Here is a 20,932-nt window from a genome sequence, read left to right as displayed (position 1 = left end):
TCACGCATTCTGATAGCCATAAGCGGCCCATGCGCCGCTTCTCATACGATGCGTTCGTCCGACATTGCCCGTTTGCTAACGCTCTCCGCCATCTGGGGCGCGAGTTTCCTATTCATGCGCATCATCGTGCCAGCACTCGGGCCGCTGCCGACCGCGTTCTTTCGCGTCTCCCTCGGGGCGCTGGGGCTGGCCGTAATTCTGCTGGTCCTGCGCGTGCGCTGGCAGTTCAAGGGGTTGCTCGGGGCATCGATGGTGCTCGGCGTGATCAACTCCGGCATCCCGTTCGTCATGTACTGTCTGGCCGCACGGGTGCTGCCTGCCGGGTACTCCTCCATTCTTAATGCGACAACGCCGCTGATGGGCGTGCTCATCGGTGTGGTGTTCTTCCGCGAGCGACTGACCGGCGCGAAAGGGCTCGGCGTGCTGCTCGGCTTGATCGGCGTGGCAGTGCTCACCCGCACCGGGCCGGTGGAGATGTCCGGGCCGGTCGTGATGGGCGCACTCGCGTGTCTCGTTGCCACGTCGTGCTACGGGCTTGCGGGGTATCTGACCCGGCGCTGGATCACCGAGCGTGGCGGTCTCGACGCCAAGCTCGTGGCGTTCGGCAGCCAACTGGGTGCCGCCGTGGTGCTACTGCCGTTCTTCGGCTATGTCTCGGCCACGACCGGTATGCCGGGACCGGCCACGGGCGGCGTCTGGGCGGCCATGGCGGCGCTGGGTTTCGTTTGTAGCGCATTGGCCTACGTGCTGTTCTTCCGGCTGATTGCCGATCTCGGGCCGTTGCGCTCGCTCACGGTCACGTTCTTGATTCCGCCGTTCGGCGTGCTGTGGGGTGCACTGTTCCTCAACGAAGCTGTCACCTATGCCCACCTGGTCGGCGGTTGCTTTATTGCGCTGGCCGTGTGGCTCGTCTGCAAGCCGCCCAAAGCCGTCCCGGCAGCGAGTCGCGCTACGCCCTGACACCTTCATTACTGAATCGCCAAGGCCGGTAACTCGCGTTACCGGCCTTTTTTCATGATGTGGAATGTGGTTGCGGTGCGTAAAAATTTGCGCTGCTTGGCACAACGGGATGATTTCAGGAAGGGAAATATCGTTTCATATCGCAAAAATATTTTGTTATCTATTTGATTTATATAAGTTAAAAATATGCTTTGAGTGCGGAATTCGTTCTGTTGCGATGCGTGAAGAATCCCTAAACTCTTATACAAGACCTGCCGATCCGGAGACGCAAAAAGCGGTCAACTGCCAGTGACAGCGACCGAGCGGAAATAGGGCAGCAAAGAGATACCCCTCTTTTATTTGTATTGAGAAACCAGGAGAGATCACCATGACGACGCGTCAAGAACAAGTGAAGCAACTCGAGCAAGACTGGGCGAACAATCCGCGCTGGGCAGGCGTCAAGCGTGGCTACACGGCAGAAGACGTGGTGCGTCTGCGTGGTTCGATCCAGCCGGAGCAAACGCTGGCCCGTCGTGGTGCCGAGCGCCTGTGGACCCAGATCAACGAGCAGCCGTTCGTGAACGCCTTGGGCGCACTGACGGGTAACCAAGCGATGCAGCAGGTCAAGGCCGGTCTTCAGGCCATTTACCTGTCGGGCTGGCAAGTGGCCGGCGACGCCAACCTCGCGGGCGAAATGTACCCCGACCAGTCGCTGTACCCGGCGAACTCGGTGCCGCAGGTCGTGCGCCGCATCAACAACACGTTCACGCGTGCCGACCAGATTCAATGGCAGGAAGGCAAGAACCCGGGCGACGAAGGCTATATCGACTACTTCGCGCCGATCGTGGCCGATGCTGAAGCCGGTTTCGGCGGCGTGCTCAACGCGTTCGAATTGATGAAGTCGATGATCGAAGCGGGCGCCGCTGGTGTTCACTTCGAAGATCAGCTTGCCTCGGTGAAGAAGTGCGGTCACATGGGCGGCAAGGTGCTCGTGCCGACGCGCGAAGCCGTCGCCAAGCTGGTCGCTGCGCGTCTCGCGGCCGACGTGCTGGGCGTGCCGACGGTGCTCATCGCCCGTACCGACGCGGAAGCCGCTGACCTGATCACCGCCGACGTCGATCCGATCGACCAGCCGTTCTGCACCGGCGAGCGCACGGTCGAGGGCTTCTACCGCACGCGTAACGGTCTGGATCAGGCCATCTCGCGCGGTCTGGCCTATGCCCCGTACGTCGATCTGGTGTGGTGCGAAACCGGCAAGCCGGACCTCGAGTTCGCCAAACAGTTTGCCGAAGGCATTCACAAGCATTTCCCGGGCAAGATGCTGTCGTACAACTGCTCGCCGTCGTTCAACTGGAAGAAGAACCTCGACGACGCGACCATCGCCAAGTTCCAGAAGGAACTCGGTGCCATGGGCTACAAGTTCCAGTTCATCACGCTGGCCGGTTTCCACAGCCTGAACTACTCGATGTTCAATCTGGCCCACGGCTACGCCCGCCGTCAGATGAGCGCTTTCGTCGAGTTGCAGGAAGCGGAATTCGCCGCTGCCGACAAGGGCTTCACGGCAGTGAAGCACCAGCGTGAAGTGGGTACGGGCTACTTCGACGCCGTTACGCAGACCATCGAGCGTGACGCATCGACCACGGCCCTGAAGGGTTCGACGGAGGACGAACAGTTCTTCGACGAAAAGAAGGCGCAGGTCAAAGCAGCCTGATCGGGCTGAGGGAGGGCGCAGCGGCGCCCGCCAGCGAGGATGCGTCGTGGGGGCACATCGTCGTGAGCGGAACGTCGCCGCGCTTCGACCGCGCATCCCGGTCTATCCGACCGGGGCGGCTTTGACGGCGTGTCCCGTCGTCGTCAGGGTTGCAGTGCACGCCAGACGAGAAGAGGCCCGTGAGCTTATCCCGCTCACGGGCCTTTTTTCATGTTCGCCGCAGCGTCAGCGATAGATGATGACGGGAATTTTCGAATGCACGAGCACGCGTTGCGTCTCGCTGCCGAGCAGCAGGCTCGAGAGGCCGCGCCTGCCGTGCGACGCCATGAGGATGACGTCGCACCCATGGCGCGCGGCGGCGTCGATGATGCCGAGGTACGGGGCAGGGAACGTGGAAGTGTCGCGATGAAATGGCACGCCAGCCGCCGCGGCGGATTCGGCCAATTTGTCGAGATGCGAGCACGCCTCTTCAGCAATGCGTTCGCTGAACGTGGCCGGCGCTTCGAGGACGTATTCGCTAAATGGGGAGTAGGGATATTCGGCGAGACAACAATAACCGGTCACTCTTGCGCCGAGGGCGCGTGCCAGTTCGAGTCCGCCGTTGACGGCTTTTTGAGATAGCTCCGAGCCGTCGGTCGGAATGAGGATATGGGTAAACAACATATGACCTCCCGCAGTTGGCGTTGCTGAACACGCGTTCACAGGCTCGCGCAGGTCTTACGGTCTTGCACCCAGTCCGTCGGTTCGTTCGGTGTGGCAACCCGGCCAAACCGACATCCCCGATGGACCCTTCGCTTCGATTCTATGGCTTTGGCGCGGCGCAACAACGGGGGCAAACCCGATGCTACCCCTTATGCGTCGGACGCACTTTAAGTGACAAACGTTCCTTCTGCCGCCTGCGTCGAATCGACGCGCTCGTCCTGCCAGTACGTCGGACTACTGTAGTGATGCTTGAGGTGATCGATGAACAGCCGCACGCGTAGCGGCAAGTGGCGGCGCTGCGGAAACACGGCGTGAATACCGATAGGCGGGGCCGCGAAGGCGTCGAGCACGGTCACGAGGCGGCCCGCGCGAATGTCGTCGCCAACCTCCCACCAAGACCGCCACGCGAGGCCGTAGCCGTCTAGGCACCAGTCGTGTAGCACCGCGCCGTCGGTGCATTCCATCGTGCCGTTCACGCGGATGGTGACCACCTTGCCGTCTTGCGAGAAGGTCCAGCCACGCTGCTGGTTGGCGGTCGAGCCGAAGGCGAGGCAGTTATGACGGGCGAGCGCTTCGAGCGATTCGGGCGTGCCGCGTCTGGCCAGATAGGCGGGCGCGGCGACGCAGACACGCCGATTTTCCCCAAGCCGCAGCGACACCAGACTCGAATCGGGCAACTCGCCCAGCCGAATCGCACAGTCGAAGCCCTCGTTGACCAGATCGACGAGCCGGTCGGACAAATCGAGCGTGACCGTCACGTCGGGATGCGTTTCGATAAATACTGGCAGCAACGGGGCCACGTGACGTCGGCCGAAGCCCGCCGGTGCCGACAGGCGCAAATGCCCGCTGGCCTTGACGCCCCCGGCAGACACCGCACTCTCAGCGTTGTGCATCTCGTGCAGGATGCGCTGACAGTCTTCAAGAAAGGCCGACCCTTCGAAGGTGAGCGTCACGCGCCGCGTGGTGCGCACGAGCAATTTCACCCCTAAACGGGTTTCGAGCGCGTCGATACGCCGACCGATCACGGCCGGGGCCACGCCTTCCATGGCGGCAGCCGCCGACAGGCTGCCTTTGGCGGCCACGGCGACGAAGGTTTCGATTTGTTTGAAGCGGTCCACGCGGCGATTATGTACTAAAAAGTCAAAGATAAAGTGATTTTTTGGCTCTTTTATGACGTTCGGTATGAATAATACAATCGACCCGCAAAGACAGGTGATACCTATGGCTTCCCGAATTCAGGCAGTGATCTTCGACGCGTACGGCACGTTATTCGACGTTTATTCCGTCGCGGCCGCCGCCGAGCAGCAGTTTCCCGGCAGCGGGGCGGCGCTCGCCGAACTGTGGCGCACCAAGCAGATCGAGTACACGCAATTGCGTACGCTTTCGGGGCCGCAGGGCGAACGTTACCGCCCGTTCTGGGACATCACCGTCGACGCGCTGCGCTATGCCACCGCCCGACTGAACCTTACGCTCACGCCCGCAGCGGAGAAGCGTTTGATGGACGAGTACACCTGCTTGTCCGTGTTCCCCGAAAACCCACCCGTGCTGCGCGCCTTACGCGCCGCAGGTCTCAAGCTGGGTGTGCTCTCCAACGGCAATCCGCAGATGCTCGACATCGGCCTGAAGAGCGCGGGCATCAAAGACCTGTTCGATCACGTGCTTTCGGTCGACGCGGTACGCAAATACAAAACGGCCCCTGAGGCCTATCAACTTGGCCCGGCCGCGTTCGGCTTGCCGGTCGAGTCCATCGTTTTCGTTTCCAGCAACGGCTGGGACGCGGCCGGTGCCACCTGGTTCGGTTACCCGACGTTTTGGGTCAATCGTGCTGGGCTGCCGGTCGAACAACTCGGCGTGACGCCGCAAGGGATGGGGCGCGATATGCGCGACTTGCAGCGTTTTGTCGAGACACTGACGGGCGGGCGCGCTTAACGCTCATAGCCGTAGAAAACGGCATGGCGCGTTAAGCCACTTGTGCAAAGCCCCTGATGTTTTTCCTTGCGGCGCACGCCCTTATATAAATCGAGCTAGCTGGAGATCCCTGATGTCCCTGACGTTGCCCCCCGGCATGCAATTGCATGTCGACGCTAACACCGATGTTCGTCCTGAATACGAAGCGATTCTGACCCCCGACGCGCTCGCGTTCATCGCCAAACTGCACCGTGCGTTTGAGCCGCACCGTCAACAACTGCTGGCCGCGCGTGTCGAGCGCGCAGCACGCCTCGACGCTGGCGAAGTGCCTGATTTTCTGCCGGAAACACAAGCCATTCGCGACGCCGACTGGCGTATCGCGCCGCTGCCCGCCGCACTCCAGTGCCGCCGCGTGGAAATCACCGGTCCGGTCGAGCGCAAGATGATCATCAATGCGCTGAACTCGGGGGCGGACAGCTACATGACCGACTTCGAAGACTCGAACACGCCGAACTGGCACAACCAGTTGCAAGGCCACATCAACGTGCGCGACGCCGTGCGTGGCGAGATCAGCCTCGAACAAAACGGCAAGCACTACAAGCTGAACGACAAGGTCGCCACGCTGATCGTGCGTCCGCGCGGTTGGCATCTCGACGAGAAGCACGTGACGGTCGACGGTGTGCGCATGTCGGGCAGCCTGTTCGACTTCGGTCTGCATTTCTTCCACAACGCGAAGGCATCGCTCGAACGCGGTTTTGGCCCGTACTACTACTTGCCGAAGCTGGAAAGCCATCTCGAAGCGCGTCTGTGGAACGACGTGTTCGTGCTCGCGCAGAACGAACTCGGCGTGGCACAGGGCACCATCAAAGCGACGGTGCTCGTCGAGACGATTCTCGCGGCCTTCGAAATGGATGAAATCCTGTACGAGCTGCGCGAACACAGCTCGGGCCTGAACGCGGGCCGTTGGGATTACATCTTCTCGTGCATCAAGAAGTTCAAGGTCGACGCCGACTTCTGTTTGGCCGATCGCAGCCGCATCAACATGACGGTGCCGTTCATGCGCGCGTATGCGCTGTTGCTGCTCAAGACTTGCCATCGCCGCAACGCCCCGGCCATTGGCGGCATGAGCGCGCTGATTCCGATCAAGCACGACCCGGAAGCGAACGAGAAGGCCATGGCGGGCATTCGCGGCGACAAGGCACGCGATGCGACCGATGGCTACGACGGCGGCTGGGTGGCTCACCCGGGTCTCGTGCCGGTGGCCATGGAAGAGTTCGTGAAGGTGCTGGGCGATCGCCCGAACCAGATCGACAAGCAACGCGACGACGTGAAGGTGAAGGGCCACGACCTGCTCGAATTCAAGCCGGAAGCGCCGATTACCGAAGCGGGGCTGCGCAACAACATCAACGTCGGCATCCACTATCTGGGCGCGTGGCTCGACGGCAACGGTTGCGTGCCGATCCACAACCTGATGGAAGACGCGGCCACGGCCGAAATCTCGCGCTCGCAGGTCTGGCAATGGATTCGCTCGCCGAAGGGCAAGCTCGACGACGGACGCAAGGTCACCGCTGAACTGGTGCGTGAACTGATTCCGCAAGAGCTCGCCAACGTGAAGGAACTGGTCGGGCAAGTGGCGCCGTCGTACGACCGCGCTGCTGTGATCTTCGAGAAGATGAGCACGAGCGACGACTTCGTCGACTTCCTGACGCTGCCGCTCTACGAAGAGGTTTGAAGCCGGTTGAATCGGCTGAACGAGTCTGAAGGATAGGGGCTCAAGCATAAGCGAAAACGAAAGCGCAAGCGGGACGATGACAACATCGTCCCGCTTTGCATTTCGGGCGAAGCATTTCGTGTTTGGCTGCAACGCCTTGGGCGAAACCTGAAATTCACGCGTGCTCGTTGCGCTGAGACTTGAGGGTGTTCGGCTTGCTCCGTACCGCCTCAGCACAACCCCACAGATCACGAATGAGTCATTTCATCGATGCAACCGCCTTACCGTTGCGCGGATATCCCGGTCAGCTAATCAGCGATCAACGCGCGCAACTCATTGCCGAGCGTGTCGCAACGCTCGACGTTGCAATGACAAGCGGGCCTGAGCCATTGAACTACGCAGAGGCATGCGAAAAGTTCATCGACGAAGTCACGCGCATGGGCTTCTGGGATCGCTTGGTGGACCTGTTTCAAGGCGGCTCGCAGAAGCGCGAGACGCTGAAAGCCGTCGCACGGTGTCATGTCGCGACTTACCCATTCGGCCGGCGGTATTTGCACAACAAAGGCGACTACCCGGTAAAAGTTGGAAACCAAAGTTTGCATCTGTTGCAGCGTTTCACGCCCGCGGCACGCGCCAGCTTGCTGGGACCATCGCCAGATCGTCCGCCGGTGGTGTCCGGCCTCTCGACGATCGTGGTCGGTATTCCCGGCACACCGCTTCGCATGCCGTTACTCGCGCAGTGCTTCTCCGCTGCCGATGGCGCGTTGAGTGAGTATGAAACCGATCAACTCATGGAAATCGAGTCGGAGAACGGCCTGACGATACGTGAAACGATGGCGCGCAAAGACTCGGCAGTGCAGGAGGAACAGCGCCCATACGTTGCCGTGCAAGACGTCCTCTTGGGAGAGGCTTACTTTCGGGGCGGCTGCCGCGACGAAGCGGCGACGGCGTTCTACCGGGCGATGGCGCACTATGCCAAAGGCCGTCAGTACGGTGCAGCGTTGCGGTGTTTGCATCTGGCGCGAGGTTGCCAACCGTCGGGCAAAGACAGTCATCTGATCGCGGCGCCTGTCGTCGATGCCGCTCGCGCGTGCGATCTGACCGGGCAGTACGCCATTTCTGGCGCGCTTTATGAGGGCGTTGCCGACATCTACGCGAAAGCCGGCAGGGGCGCGATGGCCGACGAATATAGCGCGCGGGCGGACGAGCGCTTGGGACGTTTGGGGCTGCGCGCAGAAGACGTTGCTGACGTTGCCGACGACAGCGCTGTCGCCACTGCGCTTGAGGCCGTGATTCGGCGCAATCGCGACGCGCTGTCATCGACAGGGCTGTCTGCCGGTGTACATACGGTTTTCATGGACGATATGTGCGACTCGATTTCCGCGACGGAATTCGACGCTGGGGAAGGGGAGCGGTGGTGCCTGATGCTGCGTGCGGCGCGCGACGGCAAGCGCAATTACGAAATCATCACCGAGACCACGGCCAAGCAACTCGAAGCGCGGGGTATGCATCCGCTGCGCCGTGACCCGTTGGTGAACGGCGATATCGTACGCAGTGCCGCCGCGCTCGAATTGCTCGTTAGCTGCGAGTCTCCGTAATTTCGCCGTAGCGTCGCTGCCGTGCCCCTGGGACCGGCTTTGTCTTGTCGAAGTTGCCGCGCTACACTGAACATCGTCATTTTGACCATGAACGATGGAAGCGAGGACGCCGATGCCAGCCGATTTTCCCGATGACGCCCCATTCGATGCACACCGCACTCCGCTTGCCGAGACGGCGGCAGCGTCACCCGCCTGGCGCCGCGTTGGCAGTGTCACAGAAGCGCGCCCCGAGCGTTTGCGGCAGATGTACCCGCCAGTTGCCCCGTTCGCGAGCGGCATGCTCGACGTGGGCGACGGCCACCAAATCTACTGGGAGCAATGCGGCAACCCGCGCGGCAAGCCCGCCGTCTTCTTGCACGGCGGCCCCGGCGGCGGTTGCACGCCCGACCAGCGGCGTCTGTTCGATCCCCAAAAGTATTGCGTCACGCTGTTCGATCAGCGCGGTTGCGGGCGCTCGTTGCCGCACGCGAGTCTCGATCACAACACCACGTGGGATCTCGTGCGCGACATCGAGCGGCTGCGCGAGAAGTTCGGTTACGACCGTTGGCAGGTATTGGGTGGCTCGTGGGGCAGCACGTTGGCGCTGGCCTATGCGCAGGCGCATCCCACGCGGGTGAGCGAACTGATCGTTCGCGGCATTTTCACCGTGCGCCGCGAGGAACTGCATTGGTACTACCAAGAGGGGGCGTCGTGGCTGTTCCCCGACCGGTGGGATGCCTTCCTCGCGCCGATTCCGCTCGAAGAGCGCGGCGATTTGATGCGCGCCTATCGCAAACGGCTGACCGGCAGCGACGAAGCCGCAAAGATCGAAGCGGCGCGGGCATGGAGCATTTGGGAAGGCAGCACGATCACGTTGCTGCACGACGCCGCGCTCACCGAAGCGTTTGGCGATCCGCACTACGCGATTGCCTTTGCGCGCATCGAAAACCACTACTTCGTGCACGACGGCTTTCTCAAGCCCAATCAGTTGATCGACGAAGCCTGGCGGTTACGCAATATTCCCGGTGTCATCGTGCAGGGGCGCTACGACGTGGCGACGCCTGCGCGCACCGCATGGGAGTTGCACAAGGCATGGCCCGAAGCCGATTTCTTCTGGGCGCCAGACGCGGGACACGCCTTTAACGAACCCACGATTCTGCATTGGTTGATTGAAGCGACGGACCGGTTTGCGTAGTTGGGAAGTGGCTCGCCGTGGATTTGGCGAATTCTGGAATGTTGGTGCGACGACTGGCGCGATAGTCGAGGCGCTGACATTCCGGCGATCGACGGCAGGCTAGCGCAAACGTAGTTAGCCTCTGATGGTGTCGAACACCGGCCCTTCACCGTGTTCGCTCCGTCGGAGGCATTGCCATGCCGGCCAGTCCCGCTATCCCGTTTGTGCCCTTGAAAGTGCAGGGGTATCCCGCGCAACAGTTGAGCGGCGTGCGCGCCGATTCGATTAGCGACGCCGTTTGCGTGATCGACGATGCGCTGGTCGAGGCGGCAGGCAACCCGCGAGTGGTTCATGCCGCGTTCGATCGGTTCCGCGCTGCCATGACGCAGATGGGGCCTTGGGACTGCATCAAAGACATCTTCACGTGCGGCTCTCATAAGCGAACGATTCTCGACGCGTTGGCACGCTGTCACGTCGCGTCGTACGAGGAAGGCCGCCGGTATTTGAGCGACTTGGGTGAGTATCCGCTGCGTACCGGCGAGAGCAGCTTGTATCTGCTGCGCATGCTGGCGCAGGACGTGCGCTCGGTCGCACTGATGCCCATGCCGGACAACTTGTGCGAAGAACCGCCGAGATTGGCGGCGTCCGGCCCGCCGATTCAATTGTGGATTCCGGGTATCGGGCTTCGCCTGCCGCTGATGCCGGATTGCTTCGGCAATGGTGCAGGGGCGGTGACCGACGAAGAACTCGAATGGCTGATGGATGGCCGCGGCCCGGGCGGAAAGTCCATCCGGCAATACCTGAGCGAGCGTCACGACCAACGCACCGAAGCCGAATGCGTGGCACTCGCGTGCGAGCACGAGACGGACGCGCGCACCTACCAATTGGCCGGTCATGCCGACCTTGCCGGTCAGTTGCTGGAGCAGGCTGTCGAAGTCTTTGCCGGTCTTCCCCATCCAGAGGCGTTGGTGCGGTGCCTGACGCGCGCCGCCGAGATTTTTGCCCTGACGGGCGATCCATCGCATCTCATCGCGCGCTGCCAGCGGTACGCCGACAACTGTCGGCCGTATGGGCGGCATTTCGAGGCGGAAATGGTCGGGCGTGCGATCGCGCGGCTGTATGCGTCACTCGGCAAACGCGATGAAGCATGTTTGGCTGAGGCGAGTGCCGACGAGAGTCTGTTCAGGCTGGGGCTCTCGTGCGAAGACGCGAAGGAGGGTGGCATCCTGCGCAAGGCCATCGACGTTGCGATTCGCTGTCACATGTCGTTGCTGCAAACGACGGGCGTTCGGACGCGGCTCGGAACGCTTTACTTCCCCGAGGCGCGCGACCCTGTGTCAGGGGCGACGTTCGGGACCGAGACGACGGATGTCTGGTGCTTGCTCAAGCGAGACGGCCGCGACATCGCCTCTGGGCTGGCGTACGACCTGATCACCGAACACACGGCGAGCGCACTGAAGAAACGCCGTATGCACCCCGAGGGCGCGCCTTTGTGCGAGGACGACATTGTGTCGGCGGCAGGCATGCTGGCCGCGTTCCACTCCCCCTTACTGTTCTGAAGGCCCACCGAGCCGAGGTTCGACAATGCGACCCATTCCTTCGAGAAGTCTTCCGGTGCAGGGGTATCCCGGTGGCGCGTTAAGTGAAATGCGTGCCGACGCGTTGCGCAAAAATGCCGATGCGCTCGAGTTAGTGATGCGCGATCACTCGGATAACGCGTTTCGAATCTGGGCGGCATTCGAGCGTTTTCGATGCGACCTGACTCATATGGGCCTGCGGGATTGCGCCACCGACCTGTTCACGAACGGCGCGCAAAAGCGATTGATTCTGGATGCGCTTGCCCGGTGTCATATCGCATCCAACCCGTTGGGTCGTCGTCACTTACGCGAGTTGGGGGAGTACCCGCGCCAGACAGGTGCGAGCAGCTTGTATCTGTTGCAAAAGCTGCCCTTGGACGTTCGGCAGGCCATGATTGGACCGTCGTCGGATACCCCTTTCAAACAGCGGCCGGAAGTCTTTTCCTGCGGGCTGATCACGTTATGTATTCCGGGGGTCGACTTGCGCTTGCCATTGATGCCGGAGTGTTTCGGGGCAGGCGAAGGTGCTATCAGCGCTCACGAATACGAAACGCTGATGGATGGCGCACACACGGCCGGTTCGTCGATTCGCGATTGGCTGGCGTTGACTTACCGGTCGCTGGATCGCAATGAACTCGATAGCTTGGCGCGCACCCACGAAAAAGACGCGTCTGCCTATGCCGCAGCCGGGTATGTCGATATTGCGGCCGAGCGCTATGCCCGCGCGATTAGGGCATTTGCCGACGCTGACCGGCAAACGGCAGTGCTTCGGTGTCTCGCCGCGTCGCGGGAAGTTTTTGCGGCAACGCAAACCGGTGCAGATGTTGTGACCGCATGTGCGCAGTACGCCGAGGCTTGCGAAAAGGACGGCCGAGTGTCACGCGCGGCGGAAATTCGCCTGAAGGTTAACGAGTTCCGTGCGTATGTCGACAAATATGGGCAGGTACCGGGTGACGGCGGCAGCGTGGGGGATGGGGTTGCCGGATCGACGATGCGGCAGCAGCGATCCAACGGCGTGCTCTGGCGGGCGTTCGAATCCGAAATTGCCGCCAAGTTGATTCCGCTGAAAACCACAGGCATTAGAACGCAGATGGGGACGCTCTACTTCAAGTTCGAACGCGATTGCGTATCGTTCGAGAAGTTTGAGCAGGGTAAGCGTGTCCGGTGGTGTCTGCTCAGACGAGACGACTGTGGCGAGGGCGTCGATGCGGTCTACGACCTGATTACGGAGGAAACCGCGAATCGGTTGACGCGGGAGAATCTGCATCCGCAGCGCGAGGAGGGCTTGCGGGACGGGGACATTGTTCGGGGCGTCGACATGCTGCGCGCGTTGTTGCCGTTGGAGCCGGTGGTTTCCCCATAAGACAACACCCCGGAGGCGGGACAGATGTCCGACCTTACCGGGGTGTTGTTGAATGCTTTAGCGCTCAGACGAGCGCGACCGCATGACCTGTGGCGCCAACCGATACGATCGGCGCCGCAAGTATTTAGTCGCCGCGACGCTTGAAGCCGCCACCGTTGCCGCCGTTACGATTGCCGCCGCCGTAGCCGCCGCGATCTTGACGCGGGGCGTCGAAGCTACGCGTGCCACGGTCTTGACGGTAGCCGCCGCCGCTGCCTTCGAACGAGCGGGTGCCACGATCCTGACCTTGACGGTTGCCTTCGAACGGACGCGGTGCGCGACGCTCGAAGCGGTCGGTGCCGCTGCCGTTCGAGAAGCCGCCATTGCCACCGTTACCACCATTGCCGCCTTCACCGCCGGCGCTTTGATAGCCACCTTGGTAACCGCCGCCTTGGTAGCCGCTGTTTTCACGGCGCTCGAAAGCGCCACCGGCCGGCTTGCCTGCGCCGAAGCGCTGACCGCCTTGATAACCGCCACCACCGTTGCCGCCTTGACGCGGACCGTTGTTGCTCCAACGGCCGCCGCCACCGCCTTGACCGTGACGCGGACCGCCACGACCTTGACCCGGGCGCTTGCCACCGGTGCCAGCACCGGCCTTCGGTGCAGCGCGGCGCGGCTCGAAGCCGACCACGACGTTGACCGGCAGCGGTTGACGCGTGTAACGCTCGATGCGACGCACGGCGCCGACTTCAGCGTGTGCGGCCAAGCTCACGGCGACACCACGGCGACCGGCACGGCCCGTACGGCCAATGCGGTGCACGTAGTCTTCGGCGAACTTCGGCAGATCGTAGTTGAACACGTGCGTGATGCCCGGCACGTCGATGCCGCGTGCGGCAACGTCGGTCGCGACCAGCACGCGCACCTTACGCTCGCGCAGTGCACGCAGCGTACGGTTACGCACGCCTTGCGGCATGTCGCCGTGCAGGGCGGCGCTGTCGAAACCAGCTTGCTCGAGTTGATCGGCCAACAGGTCGGCGTCGCGCTTGGTCGACGTGAACACGATGGCTTGATCGAGCGAGTCGTTGCCGAGCAGGTGCGTGAGCAGACGATCCTTGTGCGAGCGGTCGTCCACGTAGTGCAGCATCTGTTCGATGTTTTCGTTGGTGCGCTGGTCGTTGCTACGCGTGATCTCGATGGTTTCCGGATCGCGCAGCAGACGACGCGTGATTTCGCTCAGGCGGCCGTCGATCGTTGCCGAGAACAGCAGCGTCTGACGCGTTTCCGGCGTCGCGTCGACAATCGTCTGAATGTCGTCGATGAAGCCCATGTCGAGCATGCGGTCGGCTTCGTCGAGCACGAGCATCATCAGTTGCGACAGATCGATCTTGCCGCTGGAGATGTGGTCGAGCAGACGGCCCGGCGTTGCCACGATGATTTCGGGCTGCTTGGCCAGCATTTCGAGCTGACGCGGGTAGGGCATACCGCCCAGAATGCTCACCGTGCGCAGACGGCGCAGTTGCTTGCCGTACGTGTCGGCAGCGGTCGAAACCTGCTGAGCCAGTTCACGCGTGGGCGTGAGCACGAGCAGCAGCGGTTGCGCGGCGACGCGGCGAATGCGTTGGCCCTTGCGGGGCTTTTCGCCCGGGGCAGCCGGTTGGTTGCGCGGATGCGCTGCCGGGGCACGGTTGCCCAGATCGCCGCTGGCTTGCATTTCGGCAAAGCGGTGAATGGCGGGCAACATGAAAGCGGCGGTCTTGCCCGAGCCGGTCGGGCTCGAGACCAGCAGATCGCGACCGGCGAGCGCGGCGGGAATTGCACGCTGCTGCACGGGGGTCGGGCTGGTGTAGCCGGCGGTGTTGAGTGCCGAAAGAATGGCTTCGTTCAGGCCGAGTTCGGCGAACGTGGGGCCGTCAGCAACCACAGCAGCCGCAGTTTCAACTTGCGGAGCGGCGTCGATTGCGTTTTCTTCGGACGAAGGGAAATAGGTCTGCGCGAGCGCAGACATCTTGGATGTCTGTTCCATGAATCCTCTTGCGGATTGATAGGGTTACGTTGGGGCGTTGGCGCCAATCGGCAAACCCAATTCGTCGCAAGCAGGAAGCAAATCGCGGATGGGGCAGAAAGCGGATCGAAATCCGTATCGTAAGCCAGGGGACGGTGGCGGGTCGTTCGGTTAAGAACGCCAGTACCGGCAAGAACTACTACAACGGCTTATCACAGGATTGGGGCAAAACGCGGTTTTCGTCGCTTGATGGGGTACAACATGGTGCCCCGAAAAGCGAAGCGCGAATTATACCTGATATTTTTGGGAAATGCACGTTGGCATTTACACGGGGTGAAAAAGCCCCATCGCGCGGTGGTTGGCGCCCGGGCGGCGGCGGGTGGTGGCGGGTCGCGAAGGGTGGGCTGTTTCTTGCGTCGATCCGCTAGGTGGCTCGCGCTGCGCCCGATTACAATAGCGCCATGTCTTCGATTACGCTTCTTGCCCTCGATACTTCGACCGAGTTTTGTTCGGTTGCCGTGTATCGTCATGACCCTGCCAGCGATGCGCCGGCGCTCGTCGTCGAGCGCCACCTCGACACCGGCCCTGTCTCCAGTACGCATATTCTTCCCGCCGCACGCGACGTCTTGCGCGAGGCTGGTCTCGCCCTTGCCGATTGCGATGCGATTGCCTTCGGCGCCGGGCCAGGCTCGTTCACCGGTTTGCGCACGGCCTGCGGCGTGGCCCAAGGGCTCGCCTTCGGTGCCGGTTTGCCGGTCGTGCCGGTCGGCACACTGCTCGCCTGTGCCGAAGCGGCACGCGCCGCACGGGTCGATACGCAGCGTGTGCTCGTTGCCCTCGATGCCCGCATGAACGAAGCCTATTGGGCCGATTACGTATGGGATGACGCCGCCGGGGATTCCGGCGATTGGCGCGAGTCGCAAGCGCCATCGCTCGATGCTGCCGAACTCGTGCGTGCGCCCGATACGCCTTTTGTCGTAGCGGGCAACGCCGCAGTCGCCTTCGGCGATCGCCTGATCGCTGCCCAGCAAGCGCAGGCGGTGCTGGCCGACGCCATGCCGCGTGCGCGCTATGTCGCGACGCTGGCCGCGCGTGCCTTCGCTCGCGGTGAGGCCATTCCAGCCGATCAGGCCATGCCGGTCTACATCCGCAATAAAGTGGCCCAGACGACGGCCGAGCGCGAAGCCATTAAGCAGGCGGCGGCGCAGGCCGGTGGCAAGGAGGCGTCCTGATGCGCCAGACCGGCCCGAATCACTTCTCGCCGATGACGCTGGCCGACCTCGATGAAGTCATCGCGGTCGAGGTGCGGGCGTACCCGTTTCCGTGGACCCGTCAGAATTTCGCCGACTCGCTCGATGCCGGGCACCAAGGCGTGTGTCTGCGCGCTGTCGACGGCACGCTGCTGGGCTATTTCTTGCTCATGCCCGTCGTCGACGAGACGCACTTGCTCAACGTGTGTGTCGTCCCCGAAATGCAGGGCAATGGGTTGGGTGTGGCGCTGCTCGAAGAAATTGTGCGCACGTCGCGCGAGCAGGGCATGGGCGGCGTACTGCTGGAAGTGCGGCCGTCCAATTCGCGTGCACTGCGCATTTATGAGCGTTTTGGCTTCGAGCAGATCGGCCGGCGCAAAGGATACTATCCGGCTAGCGGGCGTCGCGAAGACGCCATCGTAATGCGCCTGTCGTGGGAGACCGATCGTGCCGTGGCCTAAAGCAATTCTGGAAGAGTTTGGCCTTTGGCCGGTATGGATGTCGCACGATGCGGCGGCCGCAGCGGCCAGCGCCGCACAGAGCGACGTGGCCACGCTAGAGGTTGCCGATGCGTCTGCCGTGAATGCCGACGATCTGCCGCCTTGGGATGTGCCTGCGGCGGTGGCAACGGCTGCTGCCGTTCGTCCGGCTGCGCGAGTTGCTGCGCCCGAGACGGCAGTGCCGGTGGCTACCGAGTACCGTGAACCGGCGCCCGTCGCGCGTGCCACCAACCCGCGTCCGGCGACGCCGAACCGTACCGGCGCCGTAAGCCGGGCCAACGATCTGCCGCCCGACGATATTCCGATGTGGCTCGACAGCGAGGGTTACGGCGACGGCGATGCTGCCGCCGATGCGGCGCTTTGGTCGATCGTGCGCGATGGCGGCGAGGCGGATGCACCGCAACGTCCGGCGTTGCCCGCCGTCGAGACGCTCGATTGGGAAGCGCTGACCGAGCGTGTCGCCAATTGCCGCTTGTGCGGGTTGTGCGAGAAGCGTACGCAGACGGTGTTCGGCGTGGGCGATCGCGAAGCCGATTGGCTGCTCGTGGGCGAAGCCCCCGGACAGCAGGAAGATTTGCAGGGCGAGCCGTTCGTGGGCCAGGCGGGCAAGTTGCTCGACAACATGTTGCGTGCGTCGGTACTCAAGCGCGGCGAGAACGTGTATATCGCCAACGTGCTCAAGTGCCGTCCGCCTGGTAACCGTGACCCGGAAGCCGATGAAGTGGCGAGCTGCGAGCCGTATCTCAAGCGTCAGGTCGCGCTGCTCAAGCCGCGCGTGATCGTGGTGATGGGGCGCTTTGCGGCGCAGAGTATCTTGCGTACGCAGGCCAGCATCGCGAGCTTGCGTGGACGGGTGCATGAGTATGAGGGCGTGCCGGTGATCGTGACGTACCATCCGGCCTATCTGTTACGCAGTCTGCCCGACAAGGCCAAAGCCTGGACGGATTGGTGTTTGGCGCGGGCCACTTACGAGGCGGTGTGCGAATCGACTCCGGCCAACAAGCCTATCGCGAACTGATCGCTACGCTGCGCGAGCCGCCGGTACGGGACCTCGCGTGGCTTCTGTTGTCCGACGATTTGCTCAGCGCTGCGCGTTTCCCGGCAGCGCTGGCGCATCTCGATGCCGGAAACGCGGTGACGGCAGCATTGCACGACTGGCTGCTGGCGTGTGACGCCGACGCCGCGCCACTGCGTGAATTCATCGTGCAGCAAGGCGAAAGCAACCGGCTCGGGCGCTACGCCGAACAGTTGCTGCACTTCGCGCTGCTCAATAGCCCTTCGCTCGAATTGCTGGCGGCGGGGCTGCAAGTCCGTGACGTCCGACGCGGCAACATGACGCTCGGCGAATGCGATTTTCTGCTGGAGCGGCGTGCCGACCGTCAGTTATTGCATTGGGAACTGGCCGTCAAACTCTACCTTTTCGTTCCTCCTGCTGGCCCGATTGCTCAGGTGCCTCCGCTGGACGAACGCTCTCTCCAATTCCACTGGCTTGGGCCGAATTTGGCCGATAGTCTCGCCGACAAGGTGGCGCGACTGCTAGGCCATCAATTGCGGTTGACCACATTTGAGGCCGTGCGCAGCGCGCTGCCCGCCGCCGGGCCGTGGCTGCCGCAGGTGTATCTCAAGGGGTGGCTGTTCCATCCGCTCACGCAACCCGCTGCGTTGCCTCAGGTGGCTGCCGAGACCCACGGCCGCGGCTGGTGGGCGACGCTCGACGAGTGGTGGGTGCAGGCGCAGGCGACGCTGTCGGTGCAAGGCGACGCATCGTCCAGCGCAGGAGTAGGTGACGAGGCGTGGGCGATTCTGCCGCGCGCGCGGTGGCTGGCACCCGCGCGGGTTGGCGAGCATGCCGTGTTCTCGCTTTCCGCTATGCGCGAGCGTATTGAGACGCACTGGCGCGAACGTGGCGTTGCGGAACCGCTGTTGGTCGTATCGCTCACGCGTCCTGCGTCGGCGCAGGGCGATTGGATCGAGCGCACGCGCGGTTTCATCGTGCCCGACTACTGGGCACCGCGCGCGCGGCATCGCATCGAGGAATTGGCGGGGAGAGCGGAGGCGGCCGCGCGCCGTGCATTGGCGGAAAGTGCCAACGATGGCGCGCCGTCGTTGTGACGTCAGCGGACGTTAGCGTGGCGATAGCCGTCTGGCGGCCTCAGTGGGATGACCCCAGCGAGATGACCTCGGCGCAATGGAGTCACTGCGCCGACGTGACGTGAGGCTTACGTCTTCGGCCAAACAGCGTGGAAATGGTGCACGGGCCCGATGCCGTGACCGATGCGGAGTTCGTCGCTCGCCGCGAGCGCACCGTTCAAGTAGGCCTTAGCATCGCGCACGGTGCTCGACCAATCGCTGCGGCGCGGCCGCAACGCCGCGAGTGCGGCCGACAGCGTGCAGCCCGTGCCATGCGTATTGTGCGCAGCAATGCGCGGCGCATTGAAGCGCTCGACACCTTCCTCGCTGACCAGCCAGTCGGGGCTCTGATCCCCGGCCAGATGCCCGCCTTTGACCAGCACATTGCGCGCACCCAACGCACGCAGCGCCTGCGCCTGCTGTTCCATCTCGTCTTCGTTCGTGGCGGCGGCGACACCTAGCAATGCAGCCGCTTCGGGCAGATTCGGCGTAATCAGGTCGGCCAGCGGAAGCAGTTCGTCGCGCAACGCGGCGACGGCATCCGGTTGCAGCAGCGCGTGACCGCTCTTCGAGATCATCACCGTGTCGAGAATGACGAAGCGGGGCCGGTACTGACGCAGGCCAGCGGCCACGGCACGCACGACATCCGCGTTCGCCAGCATGCCGAGTTTGACCGCATCGACGTCCAGATCCTGAAACACCGCGTCCATTTGCGCCGTGACGAAACTCGCGGGCGGCGTGTGGATATCCGTCACGCCTCGCGTGTTCTGTGCGGTGAGCGCCGTGATAACGCTCGCGCCGTACGCGCCGAGTGCCGAGAAGGTCTTGAGGTCGGCCTGAATGCCTGCACCGCCGCTCGAATCCGAGCCGGCGATGGTCAGTGCGATGGGAATGGCACCGGACGTGCCGGTGGCCGGGTGCGACGATTGCGAATTCATATCAATGCTTGACTTCGCCAATGAGCGAGAGCGAATCGAACTCGCGCTGATTGGCCTGATGGCGCTTCATGACGAGCCACATGGTGCCCGACACGAACAAGCCGAAGAGAACGATGACGATGCCCACCGGCACGTTGCACCAGATCAGCAGCGCATACAGGCACAGCATGATCAGCACCGACAGATTCTCGTTGAAGTTCTGCACGGCAATCGAGTGGCCGGCGGAGAGCAGCACGTGACCGCGGTGTTGCAGCAGCGCGTTCATCGGCACCACGAAGAAGCCCGCGAGTGCACCGACGATGATCAAGAAGATGTACGCGATGATCAGATATAGCGGCACCTTCCAGTGTTGGCCGAACGGCAGCAAGTCTTTCGAGAAGAAGGCCATCGCCATCACGGCGATCCCCATGGCGATGCCCACGGGCAAGACCGACAGCGAGCGCTTGAGCGGGATGCGCGACGCTGCGACGATGGCACCGATGGCCACGCCCACGGCCGACACCGCTTGCAAGATCGCCCCTTCCGAGAGCGTCATGCCGAGCGCTTTTTCGGCCCAGCGCAGCACGATGAATTGCAGCGTGGCACCGGCACCCCAGAAGAGCGTGGTCACAGCCAGCGAGATTTGGCCCAGCTTGTCGCGCCACAGCGTAACGAAGCAGTCGGCGAAATCGGAAACGAGCTTGATCGGGTTGCGTTCCTGGCGCGCATAGCGGGCGCCGGTATCGGGAATACGCAGATTGAAGAGGGCAGCGATCACATAAATGCCCATGATGATGACCATCGCGGCCATGGCCGGCGAACTGATGACATCGGGCGTGCGATGCAAAATCCAGTCGGACACGTGGGGGCTGATCAACGCGCCGCCTAACACCGTGCCGAGAATGATCGAACTGACGGTTAGCCCCTCGATCCAGCCATTGGCCGCGACCAATCGTTCCGCAGGTAACAGTTCAGTGAGAATGCCGTACTTCGCAGGCGAGTACGCGGCGGCACCAAAGCCGACAACACCATACGCAATGAGCGGGTGCGATCCGAACAGCATCATCATGCAGCCGACCACTTTGATCGTATTGCTGATGAACATGACGCGGCCTTTGGGCATGGAATCCGCAAAAGCGCCGACGTAGGCTGCCAGAATGACGTACGAGAGAACGAAGAAGAGTTTGAGCAGCGGAGTCATCCACTGCGGGGAATGCAGATCTTTCAGAAGTGCGATTGCCGCGATAAGCAATGCATTGTCGGCCAGCGACGAAAAAAACTGCGCGGCCATGATGGTGTAAAAGCCTTTCTTCATCGGTACTTGAGTCGATCCCGTGCGGCGTAAAACTTGCGTGTCTCGGTTGTCGGAATCCGCGGTGCCCGCGTCGGGCACCCAAACGGGATGAAACCGGGCTTAAACACAGGGGTATCTGCGCGCATCAAGCATGCATATGTCGCTAATGGGCCGTATTTTCGGCCTTGAAGCCCCCGT

The 20,932-nt window shown here is 62.6% G+C and carries 17 protein-coding genes; 12 read left to right on the top strand and 5 right to left on the bottom strand.

The genetic code is table 11. The annotated features are described in order from the left end of the window. The first annotated feature begins 48 nt into the window (after positions 1 to 48). Positions 49 to 960, top strand: a complete 912-nt coding sequence (locus tag PPN31114_RS05665; RefSeq protein ID WP_150678464.1) for a DMT family transporter — start codon at positions 49 to 51, stop codon at positions 958 to 960. A 367-nt stretch (positions 961 to 1,327) separates the two neighbouring features. After that, positions 1,328 to 2,650 (top strand): isocitrate lyase, encoded by a 1,323-nt coding sequence (aceA, locus tag PPN31114_RS05660; RefSeq protein ID WP_150678463.1) that lies wholly within the window; start codon positions 1,328 to 1,330, stop codon positions 2,648 to 2,650. Positions 2,651 to 2,875: 225 nt separating this feature from the next. Here the strand turns inward: aceA and PPN31114_RS05655 are convergent, their stop codons facing one another. Next, complete coding sequence (locus PPN31114_RS05655) at positions 2,876 to 3,310, bottom strand: universal stress protein (RefSeq protein ID WP_174987857.1); 435 nt, start codon at positions 3,308 to 3,310, stop codon at positions 2,876 to 2,878. 209 nt (positions 3,311 to 3,519) lie between these two features. Then, positions 3,520 to 4,470 (bottom strand): LysR family transcriptional regulator, encoded by a 951-nt coding sequence (locus PPN31114_RS05650; protein WP_150678461.1) that lies wholly within the window; start codon positions 4,468 to 4,470, stop codon positions 3,520 to 3,522. A 103-nt stretch (positions 4,471 to 4,573) separates the two neighbouring features. Between PPN31114_RS05650 and PPN31114_RS05645 the strand changes: the two genes are divergently transcribed. The 6 genes from PPN31114_RS05645 to PPN31114_RS05620 all read left to right on the top strand — a co-directional run bounded on the left by PPN31114_RS05645 (position 4,574) and on the right by PPN31114_RS05620 (position 12,662). Continuing rightward, complete coding sequence (locus PPN31114_RS05645; protein ID WP_150678460.1) at positions 4,574 to 5,281, top strand: haloacid dehalogenase type II; 708 nt, start codon at positions 4,574 to 4,576, stop codon at positions 5,279 to 5,281. 112 nt (positions 5,282 to 5,393) lie between these two features. Further along, positions 5,394 to 6,992 carry a malate synthase A gene (aceB, locus tag PPN31114_RS05640; RefSeq protein WP_150678459.1) on the top strand — a complete coding sequence of 533 codons (1,599 nt, stop codon included), beginning with the start codon at positions 5,394 to 5,396 and terminating at the stop codon, positions 6,990 to 6,992. A gap of 233 nt (positions 6,993 to 7,225) precedes the next feature. After that, on the top strand, positions 7,226 to 8,569 hold the full coding sequence (locus PPN31114_RS05635) for a hypothetical protein (protein WP_150678458.1): 1,344 nt from the start codon (positions 7,226 to 7,228) through the stop codon (positions 8,567 to 8,569). A gap of 244 nt (positions 8,570 to 8,813) precedes the next feature. Continuing rightward, a complete protein-coding gene (pip, locus tag PPN31114_RS05630; RefSeq protein WP_150679178.1) occupies positions 8,814 to 9,743 on the top strand; it encodes a prolyl aminopeptidase in 930 nt (309 codons plus the stop codon). A 176-nt stretch (positions 9,744 to 9,919) separates the two neighbouring features. After that, complete coding sequence (locus PPN31114_RS05625; protein WP_150678457.1) at positions 9,920 to 11,281, top strand: hypothetical protein; 1,362 nt, start codon at positions 9,920 to 9,922, stop codon at positions 11,279 to 11,281. 25 nt (positions 11,282 to 11,306) lie between these two features. Beyond that, positions 11,307 to 12,662 carry a hypothetical protein gene (locus PPN31114_RS05620; protein WP_150678456.1) on the top strand — a complete coding sequence of 452 codons (1,356 nt, stop codon included), beginning with the start codon at positions 11,307 to 11,309 and terminating at the stop codon, positions 12,660 to 12,662. A 124-nt stretch (positions 12,663 to 12,786) separates the two neighbouring features. Here the strand turns inward: PPN31114_RS05620 and PPN31114_RS05615 are convergent, their stop codons facing one another. After that, positions 12,787 to 14,664 (bottom strand): DEAD/DEAH box helicase, encoded by a 1,878-nt coding sequence (locus PPN31114_RS05615; RefSeq protein ID WP_246182407.1) that lies wholly within the window; start codon positions 14,662 to 14,664, stop codon positions 12,787 to 12,789. Positions 14,665 to 15,104: 440 nt separating this feature from the next. Between PPN31114_RS05615 and tsaB the strand changes: the two genes are divergently transcribed. The 4 genes from tsaB to PPN31114_RS05595 are packed head-to-tail and all read left to right on the top strand — an operon-like array spanning position 15,105 to position 18,505. Next, a complete protein-coding gene (gene tsaB, locus PPN31114_RS05610) occupies positions 15,105 to 15,875 on the top strand; it encodes a tRNA (adenosine(37)-N6)-threonylcarbamoyltransferase complex dimerization subunit type 1 TsaB (RefSeq protein WP_150678455.1) in 771 nt (256 codons plus the stop codon). Beyond that, the gene (gene rimI / locus PPN31114_RS05605; RefSeq protein ID WP_150678454.1) at positions 15,875 to 16,354 is read left to right on the top strand and encodes a ribosomal protein S18-alanine N-acetyltransferase; all 480 of its coding nucleotides are present in this window, start codon (positions 15,875 to 15,877) and stop codon (positions 16,352 to 16,354) included. Before tsaB ends, rimI begins: the two co-directional genes overlap by 1 nt. 37 nt (positions 16,355 to 16,391) lie before the next feature. Beyond that, positions 16,392 to 17,411 (top strand): uracil-DNA glycosylase, encoded by a 1,020-nt coding sequence (locus PPN31114_RS05600; RefSeq protein WP_370865856.1) that lies wholly within the window; start codon positions 16,392 to 16,394, stop codon positions 17,409 to 17,411. Continuing rightward, complete coding sequence (locus tag PPN31114_RS05595) at positions 17,372 to 18,505, top strand: DUF1853 family protein (protein WP_174987711.1); 1,134 nt, start codon at positions 17,372 to 17,374, stop codon at positions 18,503 to 18,505. The genes PPN31114_RS05600 and PPN31114_RS05595 overlap by 40 nt, the downstream gene beginning before the upstream one ends. Before the next feature lie 107 nt (positions 18,506 to 18,612). Here the strand turns inward: PPN31114_RS05595 and thiD are convergent, their stop codons facing one another. Both thiD and lplT read right to left on the bottom strand, forming a co-directional pair. Then, positions 18,613 to 19,461 carry a bifunctional hydroxymethylpyrimidine kinase/phosphomethylpyrimidine kinase gene (gene thiD, locus PPN31114_RS05590; protein ID WP_150678451.1) on the bottom strand — a complete coding sequence of 283 codons (849 nt, stop codon included), beginning with the start codon at positions 19,459 to 19,461 and terminating at the stop codon, positions 18,613 to 18,615. Between the two features lies 1 nt (position 19,462). Beyond that, positions 19,463 to 20,755, bottom strand: coding sequence for a lysophospholipid transporter LplT (gene lplT / locus PPN31114_RS05585; protein ID WP_150678450.1), 1,293 nt, complete (start codon positions 20,753 to 20,755; stop codon positions 19,463 to 19,465). Between the last annotated feature and the right edge of the window lie 177 nt (positions 20,756 to 20,932).

This window comes from Pandoraea pneumonica (assembly GCF_902459645.1).
GTDB classification, from domain to species: Bacteria; Pseudomonadota; Gammaproteobacteria; order Burkholderiales; family Burkholderiaceae; genus Pandoraea; species Pandoraea pneumonica.
Note: the sequence above shows the minus strand (reverse complement) of the source record. Positions and strands in the feature narration are given on the sequence as shown.

Excerpts from the sequence above, each read along its gene's own strand:
- lplT (WP_150678450.1), bottom strand. The coding sequence starts at position 20,755 with ATGAAGAAAGGCTTTTACACCATCATGGCCGCGCAGTTTTTTTCGTCG.
- aceB (WP_150678459.1), top strand. The coding sequence starts at position 5,394 with ATGTCCCTGACGTTGCCCCCCGGCATGCAATTGCATGTCGACGCTAAC.
- PPN31114_RS05625 (WP_150678457.1), top strand. The coding sequence starts at position 9,920 with ATGCCGGCCAGTCCCGCTATCCCGTTTGTGCCCTTGAAAGTGCAGGGG.
- PPN31114_RS05615 (WP_246182407.1), bottom strand. The coding sequence starts at position 14,664 with ATGGAACAGACATCCAAGATGTCTGCGCTCGCGCAGACCTATTTCCCT.
- tsaB (WP_150678455.1), top strand. The coding sequence starts at position 15,105 with ATGTCTTCGATTACGCTTCTTGCCCTCGATACTTCGACCGAGTTTTGT.
- thiD (WP_150678451.1), bottom strand. The coding sequence starts at position 19,461 with ATGAATTCGCAATCGTCGCACCCGGCCACCGGCACGTCCGGTGCCATT.
- aceA (WP_150678463.1), top strand. The coding sequence starts at position 1,328 with ATGACGACGCGTCAAGAACAAGTGAAGCAACTCGAGCAAGACTGGGCG.
- pip (WP_150679178.1), top strand. The coding sequence starts at position 8,814 with ATGTACCCGCCAGTTGCCCCGTTCGCGAGCGGCATGCTCGACGTGGGC.
- PPN31114_RS05645 (WP_150678460.1), top strand. The coding sequence starts at position 4,574 with ATGGCTTCCCGAATTCAGGCAGTGATCTTCGACGCGTACGGCACGTTA.
- PPN31114_RS05665 (WP_150678464.1), top strand. The coding sequence starts at position 49 with ATGCGTTCGTCCGACATTGCCCGTTTGCTAACGCTCTCCGCCATCTGG.
- rimI (WP_150678454.1), top strand. The coding sequence starts at position 15,875 with ATGCGCCAGACCGGCCCGAATCACTTCTCGCCGATGACGCTGGCCGAC.
- PPN31114_RS05620 (WP_150678456.1), top strand. The coding sequence starts at position 11,307 with ATGCGACCCATTCCTTCGAGAAGTCTTCCGGTGCAGGGGTATCCCGGT.
- PPN31114_RS05635 (WP_150678458.1), top strand. The coding sequence starts at position 7,226 with ATGAGTCATTTCATCGATGCAACCGCCTTACCGTTGCGCGGATATCCC.
- PPN31114_RS05600 (WP_370865856.1), top strand. The coding sequence starts at position 16,392 with ATGTCGCACGATGCGGCGGCCGCAGCGGCCAGCGCCGCACAGAGCGAC.